Origin of the sequence: Rhizobium sp. PL01 (genome assembly GCF_033447125.1) — a bacterium.
Lineage (GTDB): Bacteria > Pseudomonadota > Alphaproteobacteria > Rhizobiales > Rhizobiaceae > Pararhizobium.
In genome coordinates this window covers 161,711-187,059 of sequence record NZ_JAWQUM010000007.1, presented here as the reverse complement: position 1 = coordinate 187,059, position 25,349 = coordinate 161,711, and the positions used below count along the sequence as shown (strand labels likewise).

Here is a 25,349-nt window from a genome sequence, read left to right as displayed (position 1 = left end):
CCGTCCACCCTTGTTAAACTCTAACATCGAAGGTAATAGACGACAACGTGCTGACAGACAACCGCGTATGATAGTGACCTGAGACCCATCTTACCTCCAGTTTTCAGGCGAGTCTTGGGTTTTCAATTTGGCCTCATGCGGCCTGTTTTTCCAGAGCGATTTGCGATGCAAATTCACTGGGCGTGGTGTTGCCTAGCGATGAATGTGGTCGGTTTCGGTTGTAGTCCTCCTTCCATGCGATGATTTCCGTCCTGGCCTGCGTCAACGACGAGAACAGGGTTTCGTTGAGGCATTCGTCGCGGAAGCTGCCATTGAAGCTTTCCACGAAGCCGTTCTGGATTGGCTTGCCCGGCGCGATGTAATGCCAGTCGACGTGAGTGTTTTGGCACCATTCCAGAATGGCCATGCTTGTCATCTCCGTGCCATTGTCGGAAACAATCGTTCGTGGCTTTCCTCGCCGGGAGATGACGGTGTCGAGTTCCCGTGCGAGCCGACGACCTGAGAGCGACGTGTCGGCAACCAGCGCCAGGCATTCGCGGGTAAAGTCGTCGACAACCGCCAACACACGAAAGCGACGACCATCCGTGAAGGCGTCGCTGACAAAGTCTAGGCTCCAGCGCTCGTTGGCGCGCGAGGGCAGTGCCAAAGGGCGTCTCGTTCCCAAAGCCCGTTTGCGCCCGCCCCGCTTGCGCACGGTCAGCTTCTCCTCGCGATAAAGACGTCGAAGCTTCTTCAGGTTCATGACAATCCCCTGCCGATCCAGCATGACGTGAATACGCCGATATCCAAAACGACGGCGCTCGGACGCAACCAGCTTCATAGCCTCACGGATATCAGCGTCATCAGGCCGGACGCTGCGGTATCGCACGCTCGACCGGTCGATCGACAAAACCTCGCACGCCCGACGCTGGCTCACCCCATGCTGCATGCAGACATGAGCCATCAGCGTCTCGCTTCACATCGGGCGTCACCATTTTTTTGAGGCGACATCCTTCAAAATGGGAGTTGTCCAGCATGGTCTCGGCCAGCGGCTTCTTCAGCTTGGCGTTCTCGTTTTCCAAAGCCTTCAGCTTGCGGGCATCGGAAATCTCCATGCCACCGAACTTCGCCTTGTATTTGTGGAAGGTCGCTTCGGATATCCCGTGCTTGCGGCAGACATCGGCCGTCCTCAGGCCGTCCTCCTCCTCTTTCAATATCCCAATGATCTGCTCATCCGTGAACCGTGAATGCTTCATACTGTCCGTCTCTTCAGAGTTACGGACTCTACAAAAATTTGGAGGAAGTTTCGGGTCTCAGGTCACTCGAATTGAACCTCAAGATCAAGCCACGCAAGCGGTTGAAGCGGGACAAGCCCGATGCTCTAACAGTACCGGATGCGCCGAACATGGTCTGGTCCATGGATTTCATGGCCGACCGGCTTGAGGATGGAAGGCAATTCCGGCTGCTTAACGTCCTGGACGACTTCAACCGCGAAGGGTTGGGCATTGAGGTAGACTTCTCGCTGCCTGCTGAACGCGTTATCCGCAGCCTCAACCAGATCATCGAATGGCGCGGCAAACCGTTCGCAATTCGTGTTGATAATGGGCCGGAATACGTCAGTGGCAAACTAATGGAGTGGGCTGCCAACCAGGGCATCGCCCTGAGACATATCCAGCCCGGCAAGCCACAACAGAATGCTTATGTCGAGCGCTACAACCGCACCGTTCGGCATGAATGGCTCGACCAATACGTCATCGAAAGCGTAGAGGAGGCGCAAGAATTCGCCACGCAGTGGCTATGGACCTATAACAACGAGCGGCCCAATATGGGCATCGGCGGCATAACACCCGCACAGAAACCAAAAATTGGCCGCGTGAATTCTACCGCGGAGCCCCGCTAAAAACGGGGGGATTACCCTGTCGCCCGGCGAGTTCGCAAAGCAGCACAAACTTAACCCGAGGGTGCCTACGGAACGCGGACTATTCAAACGTCATGGCGAGTCGCCAATCAACACAAAAGGATTGAATCAGGATCACAGCCAAAAGGCCAGAGGGTTTTTCAGCAGGCCGCAAGCTTAAAATGTTCTCGCCAATGTCTTAGATTTTGTCTATTTAGGCTTCTCATCGAGAAAATCGGCTAGCGTCGATCACGAACTAACACAAGAAATGAACTTATAATGAATGATGCAGATAAAATTTTCAAAGAAAAGCTATTAGTATCTATTCTCATTTTCAGTGGAACTGAAAATATAGATCGCCTACTTTCGAAGCTTCCTGAAAATTTGTTATCCGCATGTGGTGATCTTAACCTTGAAATTGAGGTCATAATTCGCAAAAACAACCCGAACCTTGACACGATCAAACTGGAAGGGATTTTGCGCGCGCTCAACGAGACTAACGAGGCGATTAGTTTCTTGCTAGTTGACGAGGGGACCAACAGCGGTTTTGGTAGGGGCCACAATCTCAACTATCGCGCCTCCCCCGCCGATTATCTTTTCATTTTGAATGACGATTTGGACATGCCTCACCTTGATTGGATGAGGATTGCGGTTCGTCGGCTGCGCGAGGAAAAAAAGCTGGCGATGATCGGTGATGTTTCCAATCCGAATGCAATCAATCCATTTTTTGCCAATGGCACATTCCCTGACCAGCATCGCAACTTCACATTGAGGTACGCGGAAGCTTCAATCCTATTGGTGCGCGGGGCAGCATTTGAAGAAATAGGGATGTTTGACGAGACAATTGCGTGGGCAATGGGTGAGGACTCAGATCTATCATTTAAGGCTCAGCAAGCTGGATATTATATTGATTGGCTGTCTATGCCGCATAGGCACTTTCGCTCAACTTCATTTAATTCCTTGCCACAGTACCAAAAGTCATCGGTTCTTGAGCACAATCGAGCTCGCCTGTTGGCGAAATGGGGCAACTCCTTCGACACGGGAACTCCCGGGAAATATGAAGTCCTAGACATATTCAGTGACGGCTTAGGCGATATGTTCTGCGCACTCCTCCACGTCAAGGCCGAATTCGATCGGCTACCCCGGACGGTGCACGACCACATCGTAGTCAATGTGGCAAACGAAACTCTCGCTAGAATCCTATTGCCTGACCACGCCAACATAGCGTCTGAGCGAGACGTCAACGTCTTGCGGAACAAGCTCTCCAACAATGAAGTTGCAAGCTTAAGAAGCAGCCGCACTATAAACTATGCCTTGCCTTACAATATCCATTCCTTGCTCTCGGGCGCCTTAAGCCTGCCCTTTGCCGACGATAAAACTCTCGCTGAAGCAGCCGCTGCCTTGAAGAGCGTTCTGCCAACAAAACTAGTTGACGGCGATTATTGTGTAATTCACCTGGAGTTTGAACGTGAAAATCACCACGGCCGGGGGCCGTCCCCCCAATTGATAAAGGCAATTCTGGCGAATGCGGGCCTTCTGAACTGTAAGATCGTCTTGATTGGAAAAAACAGATTAGTAACTCCCGAATTTCACCCCACTATTGATCTTGAAATAATTGATCTTCAAGGGAAGACTAGCATTCGTGAGCTTATATCGGTCGTAGCCAATGCGAAATATATGCTGGGAATCGATTCCTTCCCTTTCCATGTCGCACAAGTTGCCCGTGTTCCAACGGCCGCATTTTTTGGATCGGTAAGCCCGATTTTACGGGTACTCCACGAGAATATGGTTTGGCCAATCGTGGCAGGGCTCGATTGCCTTGGTTGTTACCATGATCAAATTGAACCGGGCGCGCCCTTTTGTATGAAGATGAATGAGCAGTGTACATATGATGTTTCTGAAAGCAATATCGAGAATGCCATTCTCGGCATGGTCAAAAACACACTATACGATTGGACGCGACTAAAAATTCTGCTCAATAAGAAAACTGCTCGATTTGTAGAGTATCAAAAATTCCATCCTACATCGCGCGAGCAACTGCATAATACAGTTATACCTAATCAGCAAATTAGTGAACTTGTATATGAATTAACGGATCGGATATCTCAAACTTATAGCCGCCACCTCTCCGGATCATTTGTCTCTCAACTTCAGAAGGAGAATGATAGGATGAGAGGGTTGCTGCTGGATGCCCAAACGAAAATTGGCTCGTATGAATCTGTTAAGACCCTAGTACCTCGTGAGGTTGAGAAGTTGGACTCTTATTCAGCGGCTGAGTTAATCTGGCGGCGGACGCGATGTGCAGCTTATGAAGATAAGGGTGAGATAATCTGCGATAGCACTAAGATTGATCCTCACGTTGAGTTCCTTCCTATTAGGGTAAAGGGGCTTCGATTTGGCGTATCGATCGCTGCCAAATCACACCCACACGGATCGCTTAAGTTGTATTGGAAAGCGGGAAATTCCGATTATACGGAAGACGATAGCTTCACTATGGATTTGACCGAACACTCGTCGTCTCGAGTCTGGTGGTATTCGGGGCCTATCGATAGGCCAATACATATCCGTATTGATCCCTCGGAAGGCCCCGGACATACAAAAATGACTGTTAAGTTCCTGGGTGATTTGGATCGAGACGCGATGCTCCAATCACTTAAGGAGGTGGCAAGACCGAAAGCGTCCGACAGACTCAAGGGAGTTCTCAAGCGCCTGTCTTAAGCGACTATTTTAATAGCATCTGAGTTGTGAACCGATGAAGTTGAGTTTGCTAACGACGTGGGCGCCAGTTCCTTTTCCATTTGCCCCTCATCAAAAGCTTATCCAAACAAGAAATCGGCGCCACTTGGGCGCATCACCCTGAAATGGGAACATGGGCGCGGCTAGTTGCCAAATAAGCCGAAGCGGCTGGCGCATATCAAGAACTAAAACGGGAAAGCGTTTTGATGAATCTATCTTCGATTACCAATTGGAAAGATAAGACGGTTTTCGTACTTGGCGACGTAATGCTTGACAAGTTCGTGTATGGCAATGTTGAACGCGTGTCACCGGAAGCACCAATCCCCGTTCTCCATTTCCGCAATGAGGAACCGATGTTGGGTGGCTCGGCAAATGTAGCCAGAAATGTTGTCGCATTAGGGGGAAAAGCAATTCTGTCTGGCGTTATCGGCGATGACGAAACTGGGCGTTTAATACGAAACGAATTAGTTGGGCGGGAGGGGATACATGAGCAATTGGTGCAGACCTCACGTATTCCCACGACCGTAAAAACGCGGTTTGTTTCAGGTGGCCAGCAGATCATGCGACTTGACGTCGAGGCACCGTTGTCTATGGACGACGGTCTGGAACGCGAACTACGCGCTCGCTTCCTAGCTGTGTCCAGCGGGCTCGATGCGGTTGTGCTATCTGATTATGCTAAGGGCGTTCTATCTGAAACACTTGTACGCGAGATCATCCGATTAGCACGCGGACTTGGACTGCCAGTCATCGTCGATCCAAAGACCAGCGCGGTAGGTAGATTCGCAGGCGCGACAGTAATTACACCAAACGCCCTTGAGGCGGAAATGATAACTGGCTTTAAATGCAATTCTAATGAAGCAGCAGAGCGCGCCGTGCGCATAATTATAGAACGCAGCGATGTTGCTTCTGTAATCATAACGCGCGGACAAGACGGTATGACCGTACTCGCATCAAACGAGGTTGTAGCGGCGGCACGTCATATCTCCGCCAATGCGCATGAAGTATATGATGTTTCAGGCGCGGGAGACACGGTTGTGGCAGCCATTGCTTTGGCCGTTGCATCCAACTGTGGCCTGGAAGAAGCTGCAGAAATAGCTAACGTAGCCGCCGGCATCTCTGTTTCCAAGCGAGGAACGTCCGTTGTATTTCCTCATGAAATTCGAAGGTCGATGAATTTAAAGGATCACGCAAGTGATGATAAGATCGTCGAATGCACAGATGCGATTCAAGTGGTCGCCAATTGGAAGCGCGAAGGCCTTAAAGTTGGTTTTACCAATGGTTGCTATGATCTAATTCACCCTGGGCATGTGCAACTTCTGAAGAAAGCGAAAGCCGCCTGTGACCGACTGGTTGTGGCGCTTAACACAGACGCTTCGGTCCGGCGCTTGAAAGGCGATACGAGGCCGATTCAGAACGAGATCGCAAGAGCCACAGTAATGGCTTCTCTGGCAGCCGTGGACCTGGTGACTTTTTTTGCTGAGGACACACCGCTAAGCCTCGTGCAACAATTGGTGCCGGATGTGCTCATTAAGGGCGCAGATTACAATATTGAAACCGTTGTTGGTTCCGAGTTTGTTGTCAGTCACGGTGGGAAAATCGTTCTTGTACCTCTGGAGGAGGGCCATAGTACAACATCGATTGTCAGTAGATCGAACGCACGTGGCATTTCATAAACCACTGGTATTAATGCGACGGTGGGTATCGATTGTTGCTGGCAGTATCGTTGCCGCACTTAATATATGAAAGCATACATGACCAATCCCAAGCTCATTTTAGCTGATGAAGCAAAGCGTGCCTCCAATTGGCTGACAGAAATTGCGCTACCTTTGTGGGCGGACCGGGGCTTTGATGGTGAGAGGGGTACATTTCAAGAGCTTCTGGATTTCTCACTGCGCCCCATCATAGATGTCCCGCTTCGCTTGATGGTCCAAGCGCGCCAAATCTCCGTATTCGCTTCTGCTGCAGTATCGGGGCGCTTCCCGGAGGGCGGCGGGCTTGCGCTTCGCGCTGCCGAAAACATGATATCGCGATACGAGCAGGCGGACGGAAATCCCGGGTGGGTGTTTGCAATCGATAGAAACGGTTCGGTGGACTTTGCTCAACGCGACTTGTACGCCCATGCTTTTGTTTTGTTCAGCCTATCCTGGGCGCTACGACTAGAACCGCGCCAATCGTTTAAGCAAGCAATTGATAGAACGCTATCATTTTTAGACGATCAGATGGCTGACCCCATATCTGGCGGATATTGGGATTCAATGCCCAAAATGGATAAACTTAGGCGGCAGAACCCGCACATGCATCTGTTCGAAGCTTTTATCTCACTTTACGAGGCTACCGGGGATGCAAAATTTTTGGATCGCTGCGATCAATTATATACTTTAGCTGTCAGACGCTTCTTGGCTCCCGAGAGTGGGGCGTTACGGGAAACGTTCCATGCTGACTGGAGTGTATGGCCGTCGAATGGGGAAGGAAGCGTTGAGCCTGGACATTTGTTCGAATGGTCATGGCTTATATCACGTTACAAGGCTGTGTTTCATCGCCATCATTCTGGCACCGTCGACCAAATGATGAGGTTAGCGATAGGGAGCGGGTTGGACGTTTCTACAGGCAGAGTTATCGATCAAATACGCGAGGATGGAAGGTCTGTGAATCTCTCCAGCCGATCTTGGCCCCACGCTGAAGCATTAAAAGCGCTCTCATACAATCAAAACGTCTTGGAAGCCGGAGAAAACAAGATGGCGATCGCTGCGATTCTGAGCCGCATTATGACGCTTTATTGTAAGCCATCATTCGGCGGAGGTTGGCAAGACCAATTGGATGATCAAGATCAGCCGATCCGCAAGGATATCCCCGCGAGTACTCTTTACCACATATATTTTGCAATTTGTGCGGTTGACACCTTTGTAGCCATCGTCTGATAGAAAGAAGCTGGGTCCTTTTAGGGCATCGTTTAAGGAGCACCTCGATTCAAAAAACCATATTCCTTGATCGCGACGGGACAATCATTGTTGATAAGCACTACCTTAAGGACCCTAATCAGGTTGAATTAGTTGACGGGTCTGTAAATGGCCTCGTTCTGTTGCAATCCAGCGGTTATCGCCTCGTTGTTGTAACAAACCAATCTGGAGTAGGCCGCGGTTACTTTTCCATTGGAGATGTTGAAAAGTGCAATCAAAGAGCCTCGGAATTGCTTAGCCTTGCCGGAGTTTGGATCGATGACTGGCTCTTCTGCCCTCATGCGCCGGGCGAAAATTGTAGATGTCGCAAGCCCCTTCCTGGCTTAATCGATCAAGCAAGAGAGATATTTCCGGTTGATCAGCAGCGCTCGTTCGTGATCGGTGATAGAGATTCGGATGTATTGCTTGGTCAAGTGGCCAATATGCGGGGATTGCTCGTCTTAACGGGCTCTGGAAAATCCTATCAAAAATGGGCGCAGGACCATGGTCACCGGTATTTTTTGGATTTGGACGGAGCTGCAAAATATATTCTAAGCTGCGAATAGAGTTAGATATGTCTAGAGGTGATGTGGTTGCGTCGACCTGAGCCCAAGATCTTCCTTCAAATTCACGTTTGGACGCCGCCAAGGGGTCCACATTTTGGGCCGATTGACAGTGAGCGCGACGAACAGCCCACCTTTCCTTTTCTGACCAAGGCCGCGAGATATGCTTCTTCATCTATAGGAGCGGAACGGAATGATTGGAGATCGCGCTGATGCCATGCTTGAAGCCATGGATGAAGCCAGGCATGACGGGGTCTACCGGCGGATAGAGGTGATCACCGGGCGACGTCAGCGGCATCGCACCCATCCGAAAGCTCGGCGAGGCGAAACGCAAAGCGACCTGCCAGGATGCAGCTGATGTCGCCGAAGCACTCGTCGAGATCCGAACCTATTTTATGCCGAAGCGGGCAAAGCAGAAGTTCTGACCGAGCGCACGAGACCTATTCCGTCAATCAAGAAAGCCGTGGGCCATTCGTTTCGCTCACGATTGACAGTAGAGTAAGAGCTTCAAGTCGCTGGCCAGAATGTCCGGGCCATCGCAATGGAGCTAGGAGCGACAAGATCTGGATCGGACTTGTTACGACTATAAGCTGGGTTGAGCACAGGATCGCTGAAGTCACCGGTCTGGTGAATTCGGCGTAGATTGTTTTTTTCGCGCTCAAAACGTTTCCGTTTCTCCCCCTCCATATCGCTTCCCCTGGACGCAGATTCGTGATGATAGAGGCAGGCAAATGGCGTCCAGATGGTGCGAAAGCCCATTTTAAACGCGCGAAGGCAATAGTCGACATCATTATAGGCGATTACGAAATTTTCCTCATCCCATTCACCGATGGACCTGGCGCAATCCCCTGAAATCAGCATTGCGGCCGCCGTGACGCAGGTCATCGAATTGCGAACATGAAGACGATTCATCGGTCCACCATAGTTGGCGGACTTGTTCAGATACCAATGACCCGCGAGGCCGCCAAATCCGGCGATTACGCCCGCATGCTGCACCTTGTTATTGGGATACAACAGCTTTGCACCAACGATACCAGTCTTCTCGTAGGCGAGGCAGGAGACCATTTCCTTCAACCAGCCCGGTTCTATAACCTCGATATCGTTGTTGAGTAATAGGAAATGTTCTCCCGTCGCAAGCGTTATACCCTTATTGACAGCACGAGAAAAATTGAACTCTTCGTCGCTGATATGAAAGGAAAAATCGGCGCGCTCTGAAGCGTAGCGCTCGTAAAGTGCAACCACGTCTTCGTCCGTGCTGCCGTTGTCGATGATAAGAACTTCCATGTCTGGATAATCTGTTTTCTGGAAAAGGTCTCCAAGAATTTGAGAGAGTAGTGCGTAGCTGTTTCTATTTGGAATTATAACCGATATTTTCGGCCATCCTTGCGGCGGTGCGGAAAATGTTATCCTGTGCAGCGTATCTGTGAGTGCTGGCCCGGCATATGCTTGTTGCCCCATTCTCGTAAATCTTTCATCAAGTGCCCGCCTAGCATTTTCTGTCGCTTTGTCGAGAAAAGTGCAAGAGAATGTCTTGCCGTTACGACGCCACCAATACGCTGGATAGGGCAGATGGAGGATATATTCCTGTGATATTCCTTCGAGATAGCGCAGTAGCAGATCGTAGTCCTGTGATCCATCAAAGCCTTCACGGAGGTAATTGATCTCTTCCAGGCGTGAACGCCTGTAGACCGAAAAATGGTTGATATAGTTGACACCATCAAGCAATATCGGATCGTAGGCCGGTTTAAGCAGCGCCCCTGTTATGCGCAGATTGTCGTCTACAATCAGTTCATCTGAGTAGAGAAACTCAGCCGTAGGATTTTGCTCCAGAGCCTGTCTCATCATCTTCAATGCATACGGCGCGATGACATCGTCATGATCCAGAAATGCTATCCAGGTCCCCTTAGCCGCCCGCATTCCGGTATTGGTCGCAGCGGCAATACCGCCATTGCTACCATTGACGATCAACAAAACGTTTTCTCGGTGTTTTTGGCTCTGAAACCATCGTTGCGTTTCCGGTGATGTCGAGCCGTCATCGCTTAAAATCAGCTGAGCGCTCTTGTCATTCTGGCTTTCAAACGATCGCAAAAGATCATCGAGATAGCGTGGTGGAGCGTTATAGACCGGCACAATGACACTTATCCAAATACCACTGAGGTGCATAGAATTGATGTTTGGGGTTTTGCTTGCCAGACGATAGTTTGCTTCGGCATATCGCTCAACTTGGCTGCGCCTACGTTTGCTCTTGAAAATACGAGAGAAGGTTTTCCAGAATCGCGGAATTTGCCCGAGAGCGATCTGTTGGTAGGATATGTTGGTGCTGGTTTCCCTTTCAATGCAATTCTGCATAGCTTGCGCAGACGAAAACGACTGCACCCTAAAACGAAAACGGGTGTCGAAGCTGGCCGGATCGACGCGGAACGAACAGATTGAGCCGTAGTGGCCAATATCGGCAGTGATCAAGAATGCCTGCCCCGACGACAACGCGATAGAGTTGGCTTCACGAAAGCCGACTCCCTCGTTGAGGTAAATCCTCGGATCTATATTACCGTCCAAAGCCTCTATCGAAACGAGGACATAGCGATCTCTGAAGCATGAAAAAGTTATCAGGAATGCGGGATCGTCGCCTGTACTCTCCCAAATATGGTCGGACCCATCATCCGGTTTACGTAGGTCACTAATCTCAACGATTTTCGGCTTCATAGATTATCCTTCAAGCATCTTGCGGCGCAACATACGTTCCAGCGTCAGCCCAAGGAAGAGTGACGTCAAACCGAAGCCGATGAGATACGATCTACTCAGCAATTTGTCACTGTAGCCGTCATAGTAGGCGATACGCATCCACTCAACAGCGTGCACGACTGGATTCCATGAGAGAGGCCCCGAAATCGCGTCTGGCAATTGTGTGGAAACAAACAAAGTACCGGATGAGATATAGATGACGATCATCGCCAAGGCATAAAGAGTTGCGAAAAAATTAAAAAACATCACCATCACTCCGGCAAGAACACCAACCCCAACCGCCAACAAAATTGTGGCTAGGTAGGCATACGCCGCCTGGAATACATCGCGTGGCCACGGATCGTCACCGAGAAACCAAAGAATCGAGAGTGCGAAAAACAAGGTTAGGAAGGCGGCTACAATCTCTAGTAAAGCGCGCGCTGCCATTATGTCAGTTACCATGACTACGGGAAATGCAAGCATTGGCCGATTCAAGACGAGCGACAAAGACATGAAGCGCGATACGTACATGAATGTCAGGGTCGGTATAAGGCCAGTGAGAAAAAAGACCCTGATGCTCTCTCCGAACGGAGTTGTACGATTTGCGATCGTGTAAATCATTATAAGAATTAGCATATGGGCAAGTGGCCACAAAGCGACAACGAGAAAGCCAAGACCGTGATTGAAATACCGGGTCCGCATATCCCGCAACATAACGGCGGTCATCACATTTCGCTTCTGCCTCAAAGCATACATGATGCTGGTGGGTTTGTATGCTTTACTCGCTTGCATCAATGACATTTCTCTATTGAATTAGATGGGTCCGCAGCATGGACAAAACCCCAAGCAGTGTTGCCCAAAGCAGCAGGCTGAGAATAGCAATGGCAGTAATCCAGAGGCCTCTTTTGGGATATTCGGACGAATCGGCGTAGGTTGGCTGCAAGAATGCATCGAGATAGAGAAGCTGTTGACGGCTCACGAACTGAACTTGCTCCAATGTCCCCACGCTAGAGGCAAATTGCTTCTGACCGAGTGATAGGTTCAACTCGGCCTGCGAAAGATCGACGGAAATGTTTGCAAGACTTTTATTGCTCTCACTGGTGCCAGCGAGCTGACTGCTGAGGTCGGCAAGCTGTTTTTCTTTGCTGCTAATCTCGTTGCGCAATACTTTCATTTGCGGGGCTTCCGAGGAAATGTTGACAAGATTGGAATCGTACCGTTGCTCCAGTTTCATTTTCTCCGCCTCGATCTTAACGGTCAAATTACCGAGCAACTGGGCTGCGCTTGCCACATCGAGAATACCGCCTGCCTGGCGAGCGGACTGGAGACTTGCCTGAGCTGACTGTAGGTTTTCTGTCGCGTTATTAAGATTGGCTTCCGCAGTTGCAATAACATCTTGCCACATCCGTTTGTTTACATCATTCACCGTGTTCTCGGACGCTTTGATAACTGCTTGAAGAATGTTTTTGGCATCATCCGGTGAAAAGGCTCTGACCGTGACGGTAATAATTCCGCTGCTAGGACTGACTTTTACCGTCACCATGTGCACCCAGTATTCAAGAATTTCTTCCGCTTTAGCCCCATCCTTTAGCCGCGATTGGTAGTCTATCGACGGATTGCTATAAATCGTGCGCAGCGAAATTTTCTTCTCTAGGTAGTCTATGATTTCACGGCTGTGAATGTAATTAGTAACGATCTGTGTGTCCTGGACAATCTTCGCAGAAGGAATTCCTGTCACCTTGGCAAGCTGGTCCTTTCCTAGGGCGGCCATCGCCGAGCGGACGGTAAAGCGCGCTTCAGACTGGTACTGATCGCTCGCAAGAAAGCCGTAGTAAACCACGGACAGGGAGTTGCTGCCGAACAGAATGATCACGGTCAACACAATCGATGTGACGGCGAACAATCGCTCGCTAAGGCGCTTCTTCAATCCAACGGCTTTGAAAAGTTGGCTGCTGCTGGAGGTGGAGAATCTAAGTTTTCGAGCAGACACGGAAAGACGCGCGGCAACATCACGGCTCCGTTGAAGAGCGCCACGTCCGCTGTCATCTCCGTTTTTTTCACTAACTTGTTCCAAGGTTTCCTGTTCCTAGCAGTGCTTGTCTCAATCGTGAGTGTCTCCGGAAACAGCTCTTATCCGAATTCATTTTACTCTGCACTAGATCAACTAGCGGTTAAGCCGGTAGTAGGTTTGGATAGCGTCCTCCACATTGTCAAATACGATGAGCCTTCCATCAACAAGAACCATGCCTTTGTCGCAATATTGCTTAATCGTGCCCATTCCATGAGAAATCATGATGATATCTGAGTTCTTACGCCTGTTGCTAAATGCTGTTGTACAGCGTTCTTGGAAACGGGCATCACCGACCGCCGTGATTTCATCGACAAGGTAACAATCGAATTCTATGGCCATGGAAAGACCAAAGGCGAGCCGCGCCATCATACCCGACGAATATGTCCGGACTGGCGCGTTTATATAATCACCGAGTTCGGAAAATTCATCGACGAAACGGGCAACACGCACCACATCCTCACCATACGCGCGAGAAACGAAATTGAGATTTTCCTTGCCCGTCATCTCCTGATGAAATCCACCTGCGAAACCGAGTGGCCACGAGACCCGAACATCCTTCCAGATGCGCCCAGAATTAGGCAAAATCGTACCGGCAATCATCCTCATAGTCGTCGATTTGCCTGCGCCGTTAACGCCGAGCAATCCATAGGAGAAGCCTGACTGGAACTCAACACTGACACTATCCAGGATCGTCTTTCGGTGTTGTTGCGTTTTGAAGAATTTAGTTACATTCTTGAATTCTATCATCAAATACCGGTCCTATAGGCGGTGGTCTTCAACTGAAGCCCACGCAAGGGAAAGCGTTGCCCAGAGAACAATCAGCCCAAGCAATATAAGAGTGGGAGCCATGATCCGCCGTGGATAAAGTGCCTCTTCGGGCAATGATGGATTGACGAAAACTATGAGATATAGCGCTTTTCGCATACTTTCAGTAAGTGCGGCATCGTAATTGTGTCGGGCCGCCTCGTAGAGTTTCTCCGCGATTACACGATCTGTTTCTAACTGGGTGAATTGCTGCAGGGATTGGACAATTGACGCGTGGTCCGGCCCAGTCATTTCATCGCGCATTTTGTCAATTTGGTCTTCTACTCCCTTCTTGCTCACCTCAAGTTGGCGATAAGCAGGAGAATCGACTACTTCGGACTGTTTCATCGTGAATAGGCGATTTTCAATTTCAAGTTTCTGAGCTAGAAGCCCGGTCAGTAACTGACCTTTCTCTTTGGCCTGCATTTCCGGGCTCAAAAATTCGGATTTTCGCTGCATCCTGTTCACCGCAGCCAGCGCATCCAGGTAAATTCGTCCGGTCCTATCAACTTCCTGTTGCCCTTGCTTGAGGATGTCTTTGCGCGTCCGCTCTGACATCTCATTGATCAGTTTTTCACTTTCCTTCAGAATCGAGTTGGCCAACATGACCGAATCTTCAGGTCGAAAGCTATTCACCTGCACGGTTACAATTCCAGATGGGCCGTCAATGTAGGCGGTGACCATTTTCCGCCAGTATTGCAGAAATTTCTCTTGTGATGCTTCACTGTCGAATCTTGATAAAAAATCCGCATTATCGAGCGTGAATACTGATCTATAATCCAAATAGGTGCCCATGCGGCGAAGTATTTCGGTAGAGTGAATGAAGCTAGTGACGACATAGGCGTCCTGAGTGGCGGAAGTCATTTTAAGAATTTCGGCGTCGGCATTATCTCCCGGGGCATTTTCGGCAAGCGAGCGAACAGCAAAACGAGCTTCGGCAGTATATTGATCCGACGCAACGAGGGTGAAATAAAGCAGAGAAGCGGCGAACGGAAGCGCCACCATGAACAGGAAGGAAAAGAAACGCCACGGTATTTTTCCACCAGCCTGTGTCCCTATGGCGTCACTATCATCGGCCGGCTTGAGTTCGAAGGCGTCAACCTCCTTGCGTTGCCATCCAAGTGAGGCCGATTTCTTCAAGGTCAGTTGCCATTTACGGGTGGCCAACTTCATAGAACGTAGGGTGACGCCGGTTCTATCTAAGTCTGTTTTACTCATTGCTGTCCCGCTTCACTCTTCTATCTCTTCAAACCACTTTATATGTGAAGCTGACAAACTCGGCCTTCCACAGTCGCGGAAACGACGTGTCAAGCCAAGGCATTGCGTACATAGTGGGCAAAAATAAGATCTTCCTCCAGCATTAATTCGGCAATTGTAATACCGCGCAGCCGGTCGGCAATCTCCATAAGTATCTGATGATATGGTAACACGGGCAAGTCGTCCGGCGAAATGGACAACAACTCCCCGAGCGCCGACTGAAAATGCCGACTGTCATCGCTATGCCCTACGATTGTAAAGCGTGAAAGGATATCAATTGCCGGCGCGACATCGCGACGGGTAATCGCCTGTTCGGGATAGGTGCAGACCAATTGGCGCACAATTGGCGACACCAACACACTACTTACCTTTGCCGGTGCTTTTTTTAATGCTTTTTTAAGCGCGCTTTCATCGTCCAGATTGATGTCTTTGAAGTGCTCGGCTGCCGGCGAAAGGATAAGCCTGTCCCTATCTCCAATAAATGACATATTGGTATTGAGGAGGCGCTTCAGAATAAAAATGCGCGCAGCCATCTCATAATAGGGGTCGGGCAAGATGGCAACGGCTTGAAATCCCTTGTCGAGAAATTCCTCATAGTTGCGCAGCAGCAGACGCCCGCTGATGTAAATCGACTCAACCGCGTGAAGGTGGAACGCCTGCAGAACGGTTTCGTGGCCAAACCGCTCTGCGGAAGCTAGATTGTATTGAAACCGTGAGCCACAGACATGATCGAGCTTGTTCATCGGTAGCAACTGCATTTCCAACCGGAGCAGCTTGAAGTTTGCCCGATCAGGCGCCGGTCGACGGTAGACGAGCAAGCCCGTCTTATTGTCATAGATCGCAAGCCGGTCCTGTGTTCGGATGTCCGGGATCACATCTTCATCAAGCCTGAAACCAACGAGGCCGCTCTCGTGACGTCCGGAGTGAAGGACCGCCTGCTTGATCACAGAACAAGGCAAGATCGCTAGTTCGCGTCCCGCTCCGACGACTTTTATTCGTGCCTGCTCAGAAAACCCATCTGGGATCAGGTAGCCTTCTATTATATCACCATGATCGGATTCTACATTGAACAGCAAGATCATGGCTCCAGTAGGCGCAGTCGTCGGCCGCATCCATCTTCCCCATAAACGGGGTAACATACCATATTGGTTTATCTGGACTGAGTCAGGGCTTGCTTGCCAGCAGCGAAAAGCTAGGCCCGCCCGAGTGGGTCAGGTTTTCGTCCCGGATGATGATGTTCGTAAAGCCGAGCCTTTCGAGCAGTTCCAAGATGTCGTCCCTATGCATCCAGAAATGCCTGTCCTTCATACCCCCACAAAATGAGGCATTGGTGTTGGCATGCTGATAGCTGCGTTCGTAGTAGCGAACCTTCATACCGGAGACTTCGCGGGTCTCCATCTTCTCGCTAAAGGGGTTACGTCGCACGTCACCAAGTGGCATTGCCTCGTCGAGAAAAAAATGCGTCCACAAAAACAGTGACTTACTACGCAAAGCTAGTAGTTCTAGGAGCCCGGCAGGGTCCGCCATGTGGTAAAGAACTCCGGACGCTATCGCTAGGTCATATGTTTCCTCGCACTCCCGCAGCCAGTGCTCGATATCTCCAAGCCGGAAAATAGAACGGTCCACATCTAAAATCTGCCTCGTTACCAAACACCGCAGAAAGCAGAGCTTGTTCGCCTCGATCGCATCAATTTTGGCCGGGCGCTGGCGGTTTAGCATATACGTATGCATACCTTCCATTGGACCTATTTCCAAAACGGTGGCGTTTTCAATGGAGCCAAATGTCCTCATCGCCCAATCAATGCGATCATCGGCATAAAGATGGTGCTCACCAGCTTCAAGTCCAAGCTCTTGCGGAAAGGCGCTGTTCCACCCTTTGAGCGCATCGATTGCATTCTGGTGAGCGGGCGTGCTTCGTTCGTATTGATTGAACACTTCGGACATCTCTAAATCATCCGATGATTTCCGGAAGCGTTCGAAAAAACTCCACATCCGCTATGTCCTTTGCTGCATGTTCGGAGTCGGCATTTTGCAGCTCGATTCTCATCGTCGTCACCTAGCGCGATTTCAGCCATTCTGCAAAATAATTGTAAGGTTCATCAAGCAAAAGATGCGATATAAAAAAACAACGAGAAATCTCGTCAAGGGCGATCTCCGGCTTCGGCGAAATGTCCGCATGGCGTCGGAAACCCCGGCCTCTATCAGCTGTTCCGTCTCCCTGGTCCCGCTCTCGGGCAAAATCAGACGCAAGCCAAACAGAACAGGAAACTCGTCTGGCGCAAGCGTCACCGTAAACAGCGTCTGACATTTTTCTCTCTTTCCCAGCTTAGAAGCGTATTGCGGCGCGCGCCCAGACGGAGTGGTCGCCCCTCTTGTGCAGGCTGGCATCATCGATCACCAGAAATGCAACGGATGCGCCAACGATCCTGTCCGCCTGGATAGCAAGCTCGGTCTCAAGAGGAACAGCATCCCAAAGACCGTCGGAAATGAAATGGTGGAGGCGGTCGTACTGGCCTGAAGCAAACTTTTCTTCCACCGGTCAATACTCTTTCCGTCACCGGGACTGATGAGCCCGGATACGAAAAAAGGACACATCTGTCGTCGCTTCTCGTGTCCGAGCTTGTCCACAAATGGCTGCAAAAAAGCTGAAAGCTCGGTATACCAATTTACCATATTGCGCCCCCAAACGAAGAGAGCACAAATCATCTCAAAACTGCCTTGCTCCAGTCTGCCACAGTAGTGCTAATACCAATGTTCGATGACTAGAATTCACTGGCCCATTTGCTGTATACGATCGACATCATGCGCCAAGGCTTTCCTCATCGCAGATCCGGAGGCATTCTGAAACATGACGCCATGAAAGGATCCAGCTTGTCTCGGTATCGACGTATCGTCTCCTGTTTAAACGATGAGATTTCTAATCTATTCGCTTCTGACCGACGAGTAGCCATTAACGCGCGATCGATTGCGGAAATTGGCTCAAGGATCGGAACTGGCGAGACCAGGTCGGCAGTTGAGTTGACTCGAAAATCGTCTCTGTGAAATATACACGACCACACGCCGGTACTCATTGCGGCCAAGGCCCCGTGCAGCCTCGTGGACACTACTGCGCCATATTGGCCAAACCATGACGTATACTCGTTTGATTTTTCCGAATACCTAAGCGTTCTATCTGGAAAGGTCGAAGCCAGAAATTCGCACTCGACTTCATGGAAGGCGATAATATCAATATCTGCGCTGCAAGTGTCTAGAGCGTTACGGATTTCGGAAAAATGGCCTTCGGGAATAGATTGCGGGCCATAAGGAATTTGAAGTATCGCGGCTATCTTCGCGGTTTTCGACATAGGGTGCATCGCCTCGCTTGAGAGAACCGCAGGACACGGCAGCCACGAAGATTTATGAAACCCAAGAATGTGAATAATTTGCAGCGCGAGTTCTCGACTGCGGGTGATGACTAAGGTGTTCTCTCGGGAGAGCACGCGCTTCTCGACATCGCGCATGTCATTCAGCGGAGCAGCGCTGCCTATGCCGATCAGAAGTGTGGGAACGTCCGGGTTCTGGTCAAGAAACTCATAGATCAGTTCGCATCGAGGTCCAAGCCACTCTGGGCCTCCTGAAAAAACAACGATATCCACCAACTGACGGAGAGGTCGCATTACGCCATTCGAAACCAAACCATCTCTGAAATGCCAGTTGGTGTCAGGATGTACAGACAAATCTGGATTCCTGTTCCAAAGATGCCAACTATCGTTCCTAGTTAGGTATGGCGCGAGGATATTTCTGACGCCCAAGTCAATAAATTCGTCTCCTGGGTTCCATTGGCGGGTGCTACTGACGAGAATATGCAATGGTCTGTCTCTCACTGATGTCATGGCCTCGTTTGATCCCGGCACTTAAAGATAAGCGTATATAGCATCTAGTGGTTTGATTCCAACACTTGGCGACCACGTTTGACGGCTGCGGTGATGTCGTCAGGGTCTGCTTTCCAGATAAACGGCTTTGGCTCTTCGTTGTGCTCCTTGATAAAGCGGTTGATGGCTGCCTGAAGATCAACGACCGAATGAAAGACACCGTTCTTCAGCCGACGACGATCATCGTCATCAGGGCGTGCGGATGAAGTCCTTGCCATGATCGGCCTCCGAAGTGGTCGAGGGCGAGTACCTCTTTCATCTGTTGATGCGCCTGCTCGCAAACATCTCGCCTTGATGGCGGCCGCCAACATTTTCAATGTCGCATAGCTGGCAAATTGCACAGATAGTATTTGTGCTCGTCGTTCGCGCGCCACTCGCCAACCAAGGCCTGCTCGCCCGGCATGTGTTGCTTTCCCTTATTGAGAATGTACTGCGGCGTACCGTCGGCAATCAGGATGCGCGGTGCGGCAAAGCGTGCCGCCGGCCGGCCTGGCCTTTTGTGCCGCGACTACAACTTACTCTCTTCCGACGTGAAGAAGTCATGTCCTTCTCTGCGGCGACTGAAAGGGTGTCCGGGATCTGATTCTTGCGCGGACGGCCATGATCCGAGACGGGAAAGATCAATCCGACATCATAGGGATAGACGTTCGGGGACAGTAGCCCATGCGCTTACCATTGAACCCTTGAACCCAAGCGTGTATCAGTCGTCGGAATTCCAAGGTTACCCTTAAGAAGGTTTGATCGTTTGTTTTTTGAAAAACTTGCCATTCCGTGCGTCGTCCTCATAAAGCCGAAGAAGTACGGTGATGCCCGAGGGTACTTCATGGAAACGTTCCGGGAATCGCTGTTCGAGGAGGAGGTGGGCGATTTTGCGTTCGTTCAGGACAATCAATCTCTATCGGCCGAGGTCGGTACGGTACGCGGTCTGCACTTTCAGTTGGCACCACGCGCGCAGGGGAAACTCGTGCGCTGCATTGCGGGTTCTATCCTCGATGTCGCCGTCGATATAAGGACCGGTTCGCCCACGTACGGCCAGTACGTCTCTGCCGAACTGACGAGCGAGAACGGTCATCAGCTCTGGGTGCCGCCCGGGTTCGCCCATGGCTTTTGCACTTTGGCGCCTTGCACAGAGGTCAGCTACAAGGTGACCGACTACTATAGCCCAGAGCACGATCGCGGCCTTCTCTGGAACGATCCGGTGCTTGCTATCGACTGGCCGGTCGACGTGAACAAGGCCGTGCTGTCTGTCAAAGACACGGTACAGCCCGTTTTGGCCGATCTGGAAGTCGGGTTTGTTTACGAGCAATAATGTTGAACCGAGTAAGGGGTATCTGCCCTGGTTCTATTCATTCTTTAAGAGCGAGTGATTTTAATGCGTGTGATTGTCACTGGGGGAGCTGGCTTTATCGGGTCGGCGGTGGTTCGGCATCTGGTTCTGGTCAAGGGCTATGATGTTCTGACCGTCGACAAACTGACCTATGCAGGGACGATGACCTCTCTGTCGATCCTCGACAACAAAAGCGGTCACACCTTCCTTAAAGCCGATATCTGCGACAAGCAGGCGATCACGGAAGCCTTCGAAACCTTCCGTCCCGATCGCGTCATGCATCTGGCCGCCGAAAGCCATGTTGATCGCTCGATCACCGGCGCCGCCGATTTCGTGCAGACGAATGTCATGGGAACATTCAATATGCTGGAATGCGCGCGGGCGTACTGGCAGTCGCTCCAAGGCGACGTCAAGGAGACTTTTCGCTTTCTGCATGTCTCTACCGACGAAGTCTACGGTTCACTCGGCGATGACGGCCTTTTTACCGAAACAACGCCTTATGATCCCAGTTCGCCCTATTCCTCGTCCAAGGCCGCCTCCGATCATCTGGCGAAAGCCTGGATGCGGACCTACGGCCTGCCGGTGGTCGTTTCCAATTGTTCCAACAATTATGGGCCGTTCCATTTTCCGGAAAAGCTCATTCCCCTGATCATCCTCAATGCGGTGTCGGGTAAGCCGTTGCCGGTCTATGGCACTGGCGCCAATATCCGCGACTGGCTCTATGTCGAGGATCATGCCCGCGCCCTCGATCTGATTGCGGAAAGCGGTAAAGTCGGCGAGACCTACAATGTCGGCGGCCGCAACGAGCGCCGGAATATCGATGTTGTCGAGAAAATATGCGCGCTGATGGACATTCATCATCCCGAAGGCGCGCCTCACAATCAACTGATCACCTATGTCACCGACCGACCGGGCCACGATGCACGCTATGCGATCGATGCGACGCGTCTGGAAACCGAACTGGGCTGGAAGGCAGAGGAAGACTTCGACAGCGGAATCGAAAAAACAGTCAAATGGTATCTCGACAATCGCTGGTGGTGGGAACCGTTGCGCGACGGCTATGACGGTTCCCGTCTCGGCCTGTTGGCAGCGGCACCGAAGGCTGCGTCATGACGAAACGTTTGCGGCTGCTGGTAACGGGCAATGAGGGGCAACTTGTACGGTCGCTGCTCGAGCGCGGAGCGCTTCAGGAAGACATCGAAATTGTTGCAACCGGACGTCCGGCCCTAGATCTGAGCGTGCCGGAGACGATCGAAGCCGCCGTCCGCAATATCAAGCCCGATGTAATCGTCAACGCCGCGGCCTATACGGCGGTGGATAAGGCCGAAACGGACGAGGATCTGGCAACGCTCGTCAACGGAAAGGCCGCAGGCGAACTTGCGCGTGTCGCGGCGCTCCTGAATGTGCCGATCGTTCAAGTTTCCACGGATTATGTGTTCGACGGCAGCAAGCCGGATGCCTATGTAGAAACCGACGCCGTGTCGCCGCTGGGCGCCTACGGGCGATCAAAACTGGCTGGCGAACGCGCGGTGGCTCAGGCGACGCCCAACCATGTCATCCTGCGAACGGCCTGGGTTCACAGCCCGTTCGGCAAGAATTTCGTAAAGACCATGCTGCAACTGGCGGAAACACGCGATACATTGGGCGTTGTTGCCGATCAGTACGGCACGCCGACCTCGGCGCTCGACATCGCGGATGCCATCATCACTGTGGCGCGTAATCTGCTTTCGAGTGACGATGCGTCCTTGCGGGGAGTGTTCCATTTTACCAATGACGGCAGAGCCAGTTGGGCGGATTTTGCAGAAGAAATCTTTCGCCAGTCAAAGGATCTCGGTGGCCCCCGCGCGCAGGTCAATCGTATCCCGACCAGTGCCTATCCGACGCCCGCCACCCGCCCCACCAATTCCAAATTGAATTGCGACAAGCTGCAGGTTATTCATGGTGTTTCAAAAATCGACTGGGCTGTTTCAACACGCGAAACAGTGACCCGCTCGCTATCGCTTTGACTATTACAGACGACTGTTTTGGAGGTTGTATCATATGAAGGGCATTATCCTTGCCGGCGGCAGCGGCACCCGCCTGCACCCGATGACATTAGTGACCTCGAAGCAGTTGATGCCGGTCTACGATAAGCCGATGATCTATTACCCGCTGTCGACGCTGATGCTCGCGGGCATTCGAGATATACTGATCATATCGACGCCACAGGACCTGCCGAATTTCCAGCGCCTGATGGGCGACGGCACGCAGTGGGGTATTAACCTTAGTTATAAGGAGCAGCCTTCCCCGGATGGTCTCGCGCAAGCCTATATTATCGGCGCCGATTTCGTCGGATCCGATGCGTCCTGCCTGGTTCTCGGTGACAATATTTTCTACGGCCATGGCATTACGGACATGTTCCATCGAGCCAGCGAGAACGTTGATGGCGCGACCGTGTTCGCCTACCACGTCAGCGATCCCGAACGTTACGGCGTCGTTGAGTTCGACGACACGATGAAGGCGATCTCGATTGAGGAAAAGCCAGCTGCGCCGCGCTCGAACTGGGCGGTCACAGGTTTGTACTTCTACGATTCAAGCGTTGTTGATATCGCAGCTAATCTCATGCCTTCGGCCCGCGGCGAACTTGAGATCACTGATGTCAACCGTATCTATCTCGACCGGAAAAAGCTGAATGTTGAGCTAATGGGCCGTGGCTATGCTTGGCTAGACACCGGCACTCCAGACAGTCTGCTAGAAGCCGGCGAGTTCGTGGCGACGCTTGAGCGTCGCCAAGGCTTCAAGATTGCCTGCCCGGAGGAGATTGCCTTCAATCAGGGCTTTATCGACGCGGTCCAGCTCGAAGTGCTTGGCAAGAAGCTCGGCAAGAGCCAGTACGGCAAGTATCTTCTCGAACAAGTGCTTACAGGTCGGTAACCATCTGCACGCTCCAACGTCTGTCATCCTGGCAACATCCTTGATCCGATCGATCTAGGCAGCAACCTCTGGCCCAAGCCGCCAGTTTTCCGTTTTAAGATTACTTGGATCAGCCCTGCCGACGCCGGTACGACGGCAATCGGGACCAACTGCGCCCGAATTTGCTTTCTGTTTTCCCACCAACGAGGGCATATGAGTGCGCTTGCTACCGGCGGTCTCTGCTACCTAACCAGCGATCGTTTTAGATAACGGGCGCTCACCCAACAGGAGGCGGTTTGGTGCGTTCTAGTTTCTGAGCCTGCGGAACATTGCGGCGAAGCGATTGAACTCGTCCTTTTCATCCTCGAACCAGGCGTCGATCGCGCAGTAGGCGATCGCGGTGGCGGCTGCACTGCCATAGAGCGCGAGCGCTTGGTCAACGATTGCATCATCGGCCGCATTGGCCGTGTCGGCGCATCGAGGCCCAATGTGTTGCCGTCTCTTGAAGCGGAATGAATTACGCGACACCATTGTCTCCCTGTGTCTGAATAGCGTTTGAATGGCCCCGGATTTTTGCTTGACACGTATCGCCGCTACACAGGGTTTTAAACCCTCACGGCATGCACTGCTGCCTACGGTCTGGGCGGCCTGACCAAGGATCGTGCAATATCGATCATCTCGTCCCACGCAGCGGTCGGATCCTCCATGATCCGGGCAGCCCATGCGGATCCTGAAATTCACGCCCCTCACCTTTCGAAGGTAAGCGTACGGCGAAGTCATTTTTTACTGAAGTGGGCGCGTAGATTAGGCTTGGCGGATGACCACCTGCGGGATTTTTGCCAGCGCCCACCGCCACGGCAGCAGCTCTTCAAGGCGATCGTTGGGGTGATCCTGGATCCGGGTCATGACGTCGGTCAGATAGACTTCCGGATTGTGGCCATGTAGCTTGACCGTTTCGATGATGGTCAGGATATTGGCGATGCGGTCGCCACCCTTGTCCGAGCCGGCGAAGAGCCAGATGCTATGACCATTCCTCCTTGCCATGTCGTTCGTTGAGCGCAGCATAGCCTGGTGCCATTTCGGCCGATAGGAGGATGGATTCGTCATGACTGACTACGATGCATATATTGGGTTGGACGTCCACAAAGACTCGATCTCCGTTGCCATTGCAGACGCTGGCCGTTCTGGTGAGGTCCGTCTCTTCGGAGCCATTCCGAATGAGCCAGACGCGATCTCCAAACTTGTGAAGAAGCTTTCGAGCAGGCACGGACGGGTAGAGTTTGTTTACGAGGCAGGGCCGTGTGGATACAACGTCTTTCGGCAAATTGAAGCGTCGGGGTTTGTTTGCCGGGTAGTGGCGCCAAGCCATACCCCTGTCCGACCGGGCAATCGGCAGAAGAACGACACTCGCGACGCCGTGATGCTTGCAAGGCTGTTGCGCGCCGGAGAACTTACTTTCGTTTGGGTTCCTGATGTCGTGCACGAGGCGATGCGTGACCTAGTGCGAGCCCGGTCTGTCGCGTCTCACGATGCGCGGAAAGCACGAACATTGATCCAACTGTTTTTGTTAAAGCATGACCTTCGGTATTCCGCCAAGTCATGGACCTCGAGGCACAGAACCTGGCTACGCAACCGACATTTCCAACATCATGCGCAGCAGATCGCGTTTCAAAGCTATCTGAACCGACTGGAACAGGCCGAAGCCCGCAAAAAGGAGCTGGAGGATCAAATCGCTGTCATTTCTCAAACATGGTCCCTGGCACGTACGGTGATTAATCTGCAGGCCTTCAAAGGCATAGGCCTGGTCATTGCCGCAACGCTGGTCGCCGAGGTCGGAATATTCTCTCGCTTCGACAGTCCACGAAAGCTCATGGCATACCTCGGACTGGTCCCCGGAGAGCACTCAAGCGGGACTTCAGTTCGACCACGGGGTATAACGAAAGCAGGAAACTCCGCCCTTCGCGCCTTGCTCTTTGAAGCTGCATGGTCCTACCGCGTTCAGGCCAAGGTTGGGAACTGGATGCATAAGCGACGCCCGGACGTGCCGCAGGCCATTAATGACATCGCCTGGAAAGCCCAGGTGCGGCTGAGTTCTCGATACCGCAAATTAGTCGGATCAGGTAAGAAGAGCAACGTGGCCATAACCGCGGTCGCTCGCGAGCTTGTCGGGTTCCTATGGGACGTTGCCCGCATATCTGAAAGCGAGACGACGTCACCTGCTGCTTGAAAGCTGAACCACAATCAACGATCGGGAA

At 51.7% G+C, this 25,349-nt stretch carries 21 protein-coding genes and 6 pseudogenes; 12 read left to right on the top strand and 15 right to left on the bottom strand.

The features are described from left to right. Positions 1–133: 133 nt before the first annotated feature. Positions 134–1,235, bottom strand: a protein-coding gene (locus R6X40_RS17935; RefSeq protein ID WP_318415162.1) for an IS3 family transposase whose coding sequence is annotated in 2 segments (ribosomal slippage) — positions 134–943 and positions 945–1,235 — 1,101 coding nt in all. Because the reading frame shifts where the segments join, the coding sequence is not laid out codon by codon here. A gap of 59 nt (positions 1,236–1,294) precedes the next feature. On the opposite strand from R6X40_RS17935, the pseudogene R6X40_RS17930 reads away from it, so the two are divergent. The 7 genes and pseudogenes from R6X40_RS17930 to R6X40_RS17900 all read left to right on the top strand — a co-directional run. After that, a pseudogene (locus R6X40_RS17930) lies at positions 1,295–1,879 on the top strand (integrase core domain-containing protein); the annotation flags it as partial. Between the two features lie 276 nt (positions 1,880–2,155). Then, on the top strand, positions 2,156–4,594 hold the full coding sequence (locus tag R6X40_RS17925; protein WP_318415161.1) for a glycosyltransferase family 9 protein: 2,439 nt from the start codon (positions 2,156–2,158) through the stop codon (positions 4,592–4,594). 224 nt (positions 4,595–4,818) lie between these two features. Further along, the gene (gene rfaE2, locus R6X40_RS17920) at positions 4,819–6,285 is read left to right on the top strand and encodes a D-glycero-beta-D-manno-heptose 1-phosphate adenylyltransferase (RefSeq protein ID WP_318415304.1); all 1,467 of its coding nucleotides are present in this window, start codon (positions 4,819–4,821) and stop codon (positions 6,283–6,285) included. Positions 6,286–6,363: 78 nt separating this feature from the next. Further along, positions 6,364–7,530 carry an AGE family epimerase/isomerase gene (locus R6X40_RS17915; RefSeq protein WP_318415160.1) on the top strand — a complete coding sequence of 389 codons (1,167 nt, stop codon included), beginning with the start codon at positions 6,364–6,366 and terminating at the stop codon, positions 7,528–7,530. Further along, positions 7,530–8,114, top strand: a complete 585-nt coding sequence (locus R6X40_RS17910; RefSeq protein WP_412178413.1) for a D-glycero-alpha-D-manno-heptose-1,7-bisphosphate 7-phosphatase — start codon at positions 7,530–7,532, stop codon at positions 8,112–8,114. The genes R6X40_RS17915 and R6X40_RS17910 overlap by 1 nt, the downstream gene beginning before the upstream one ends. 190 nt (positions 8,115–8,304) lie before the next feature. Next, a pseudogene (locus tag R6X40_RS17905) lies at positions 8,305–8,406 on the top strand (IS66 family insertion sequence element accessory protein TnpB); the annotation flags it as partial. Continuing rightward, a pseudogene (locus R6X40_RS17900) lies at positions 8,393–8,536 on the top strand (YecA family protein); the annotation flags it as partial. The pseudogenes R6X40_RS17905 and R6X40_RS17900, both read left to right, overlap by 14 nt. Before the next feature lie 82 nt (positions 8,537–8,618). Here R6X40_RS17900 and R6X40_RS17895 read toward each other — a convergent pair. The 12 genes and pseudogenes from R6X40_RS17895 to R6X40_RS17845 form a co-directional block, all read right to left on the bottom strand. Then, complete coding sequence (locus tag R6X40_RS17895) at positions 8,619–10,814, bottom strand: glycosyltransferase family 2 protein (RefSeq protein ID WP_318415159.1); 2,196 nt, start codon at positions 10,812–10,814, stop codon at positions 8,619–8,621. Between the two features lie 3 nt (positions 10,815–10,817). Beyond that, positions 10,818–11,624, bottom strand: coding sequence for an ABC transporter permease (locus R6X40_RS17890; RefSeq protein WP_318415158.1), 807 nt, complete (start codon positions 11,622–11,624; stop codon positions 10,818–10,820). Between the two features lie 13 nt (positions 11,625–11,637). Then, a complete protein-coding gene (locus R6X40_RS17885; protein WP_318415157.1) occupies positions 11,638–12,906 on the bottom strand; it encodes a capsule biosynthesis protein in 1,269 nt (422 codons plus the stop codon). 90 nt (positions 12,907–12,996) lie between these two features. Beyond that, positions 12,997–13,650 (bottom strand): ABC transporter ATP-binding protein, encoded by a 654-nt coding sequence (locus R6X40_RS17880; protein WP_318415156.1) that lies wholly within the window; start codon positions 13,648–13,650, stop codon positions 12,997–12,999. Positions 13,651–13,662: 12 nt separating this feature from the next. Continuing rightward, positions 13,663–14,925 (bottom strand): capsule biosynthesis protein, encoded by a 1,263-nt coding sequence (locus tag R6X40_RS17875; RefSeq protein WP_318415155.1) that lies wholly within the window; start codon positions 14,923–14,925, stop codon positions 13,663–13,665. Positions 14,926–15,014: 89 nt separating this feature from the next. After that, a complete protein-coding gene (locus R6X40_RS17870; protein ID WP_318415154.1) occupies positions 15,015–16,040 on the bottom strand; it encodes a hypothetical protein in 1,026 nt (341 codons plus the stop codon). A gap of 88 nt (positions 16,041–16,128) precedes the next feature. Beyond that, entirely contained in the window at positions 16,129–16,956 is an 828-nt protein-coding gene (locus R6X40_RS17865; RefSeq protein ID WP_318415153.1) for a class I SAM-dependent methyltransferase, read from the bottom strand. Between the two features lie 75 nt (positions 16,957–17,031). Next, positions 17,032–17,352, bottom strand: a complete 321-nt coding sequence (locus tag R6X40_RS31630; protein WP_412178412.1) for a transposase — start codon at positions 17,350–17,352, stop codon at positions 17,032–17,034. Continuing rightward, the gene (locus R6X40_RS31625; RefSeq protein WP_412178406.1) at positions 17,291–17,500 is read right to left on the bottom strand and encodes a transposase; all 210 of its coding nucleotides are present in this window, start codon (positions 17,498–17,500) and stop codon (positions 17,291–17,293) included. The genes R6X40_RS31630 and R6X40_RS31625 overlap by 62 nt, the downstream gene beginning before the upstream one ends. A gap of 283 nt (positions 17,501–17,783) precedes the next feature. Beyond that, positions 17,784–18,836 carry a polysaccharide pyruvyl transferase family protein gene (locus R6X40_RS17855; protein WP_412178405.1) on the bottom strand — a complete coding sequence of 351 codons (1,053 nt, stop codon included), beginning with the start codon at positions 18,834–18,836 and terminating at the stop codon, positions 17,784–17,786. A 44-nt stretch (positions 18,837–18,880) separates the two neighbouring features. Further along, a pseudogene (locus R6X40_RS17850) lies at positions 18,881–19,054 on the bottom strand (IS630 family transposase); the annotation flags it as partial. Next, positions 19,054–19,520, bottom strand: a pseudogene (locus R6X40_RS17845) (IS701 family transposase); the annotation flags it as partial. The pseudogenes R6X40_RS17850 and R6X40_RS17845, both read right to left, overlap by 1 nt. 100 nt (positions 19,521–19,620) lie before the next feature. On the opposite strand from R6X40_RS17845, the gene rfbC reads away from it, so the two are divergent. The 4 genes from rfbC to rfbA all read left to right on the top strand — a co-directional run bounded on the left by rfbC (position 19,621) and on the right by rfbA (position 23,115). Then, positions 19,621–20,184 carry a dTDP-4-dehydrorhamnose 3,5-epimerase gene (gene rfbC, locus R6X40_RS17840; RefSeq protein ID WP_318415151.1) on the top strand — a complete coding sequence of 188 codons (564 nt, stop codon included), beginning with the start codon at positions 19,621–19,623 and terminating at the stop codon, positions 20,182–20,184. Positions 20,185–20,247: 63 nt separating this feature from the next. After that, positions 20,248–21,315 (top strand): dTDP-glucose 4,6-dehydratase, encoded by a 1,068-nt coding sequence (gene rfbB / locus R6X40_RS17835; protein ID WP_318415150.1) that lies wholly within the window; start codon positions 20,248–20,250, stop codon positions 21,313–21,315. An 8-nt stretch (positions 21,316–21,323) separates the two neighbouring features. Then, positions 21,324–22,208: a dTDP-4-dehydrorhamnose reductase gene (gene rfbD, locus R6X40_RS17830; RefSeq protein ID WP_318415302.1), complete on the top strand. Its 885-nt coding sequence runs from the start codon at positions 21,324–21,326 to the stop codon at positions 22,206–22,208. A gap of 34 nt (positions 22,209–22,242) precedes the next feature. Continuing rightward, the gene (rfbA, locus tag R6X40_RS17825; protein ID WP_318415149.1) at positions 22,243–23,115 is read left to right on the top strand and encodes a glucose-1-phosphate thymidylyltransferase RfbA; all 873 of its coding nucleotides are present in this window, start codon (positions 22,243–22,245) and stop codon (positions 23,113–23,115) included. Positions 23,116–23,400: 285 nt separating this feature from the next. On the opposite strand, the gene R6X40_RS17820 is transcribed toward rfbA, so the two are convergent. Continuing rightward, positions 23,401–23,835 carry a hypothetical protein gene (locus tag R6X40_RS17820; protein WP_318415148.1) on the bottom strand — a complete coding sequence of 145 codons (435 nt, stop codon included), beginning with the start codon at positions 23,833–23,835 and terminating at the stop codon, positions 23,401–23,403. A gap of 63 nt (positions 23,836–23,898) precedes the next feature. After that, positions 23,899–24,123: pseudogene (locus R6X40_RS17815) on the bottom strand (transposase domain-containing protein); the annotation flags it as partial. A 76-nt stretch (positions 24,124–24,199) separates the two neighbouring features. Here R6X40_RS17815 and R6X40_RS17810 point away from each other — a divergent pair. Further along, complete coding sequence (locus R6X40_RS17810) at positions 24,200–25,321, top strand: IS110 family transposase (protein WP_318415147.1); 1,122 nt, start codon at positions 24,200–24,202, stop codon at positions 25,319–25,321. The last annotated feature ends 28 nt before the right edge of the window (positions 25,322–25,349 follow it).

Excerpts from the sequence above, each read along its gene's own strand:
- R6X40_RS17915 (WP_318415160.1), top strand. The coding sequence starts at position 6,364 with ATGACCAATCCCAAGCTCATTTTAGCTGATGAAGCAAAGCGTGCCTCC.
- R6X40_RS17855 (WP_412178405.1), bottom strand. The coding sequence starts at position 18,836 with ATGACATCAGTGAGAGACAGACCATTGCATATTCTCGTCAGTAGCACC.
- R6X40_RS17875 (WP_318415155.1), bottom strand. The coding sequence starts at position 14,925 with ATGAGTAAAACAGACTTAGATAGAACCGGCGTCACCCTACGTTCTATG.
- R6X40_RS17865 (WP_318415153.1), bottom strand. The coding sequence starts at position 16,956 with ATGTGGAGTTTTTTCGAACGCTTCCGGAAATCATCGGATGATTTAGAG.
- R6X40_RS17810 (WP_318415147.1), top strand. The coding sequence starts at position 24,200 with ATGACTGACTACGATGCATATATTGGGTTGGACGTCCACAAAGACTCG.
- rfbB (WP_318415150.1), top strand. The coding sequence starts at position 20,248 with ATGCGTGTGATTGTCACTGGGGGAGCTGGCTTTATCGGGTCGGCGGTG.
- R6X40_RS17890 (WP_318415158.1), bottom strand. The coding sequence starts at position 11,624 with ATGCAAGCGAGTAAAGCATACAAACCCACCAGCATCATGTATGCTTTG.
- R6X40_RS17925 (WP_318415161.1), top strand. The coding sequence starts at position 2,156 with ATGAATGATGCAGATAAAATTTTCAAAGAAAAGCTATTAGTATCTATT.
- rfbA (WP_318415149.1), top strand. The coding sequence starts at position 22,243 with ATGAAGGGCATTATCCTTGCCGGCGGCAGCGGCACCCGCCTGCACCCG.
- R6X40_RS17895 (WP_318415159.1), bottom strand. The coding sequence starts at position 10,814 with ATGAAGCCGAAAATCGTTGAGATTAGTGACCTACGTAAACCGGATGAT.
- R6X40_RS17880 (WP_318415156.1), bottom strand. The coding sequence starts at position 13,650 with ATGATAGAATTCAAGAATGTAACTAAATTCTTCAAAACGCAACAACAC.
- R6X40_RS31630 (WP_412178412.1), bottom strand. The coding sequence starts at position 17,352 with ATGCCAGCCTGCACAAGAGGGGCGACCACTCCGTCTGGGCGCGCGCCG.
- rfaE2 (WP_318415304.1), top strand. The coding sequence starts at position 4,819 with ATGAATCTATCTTCGATTACCAATTGGAAAGATAAGACGGTTTTCGTA.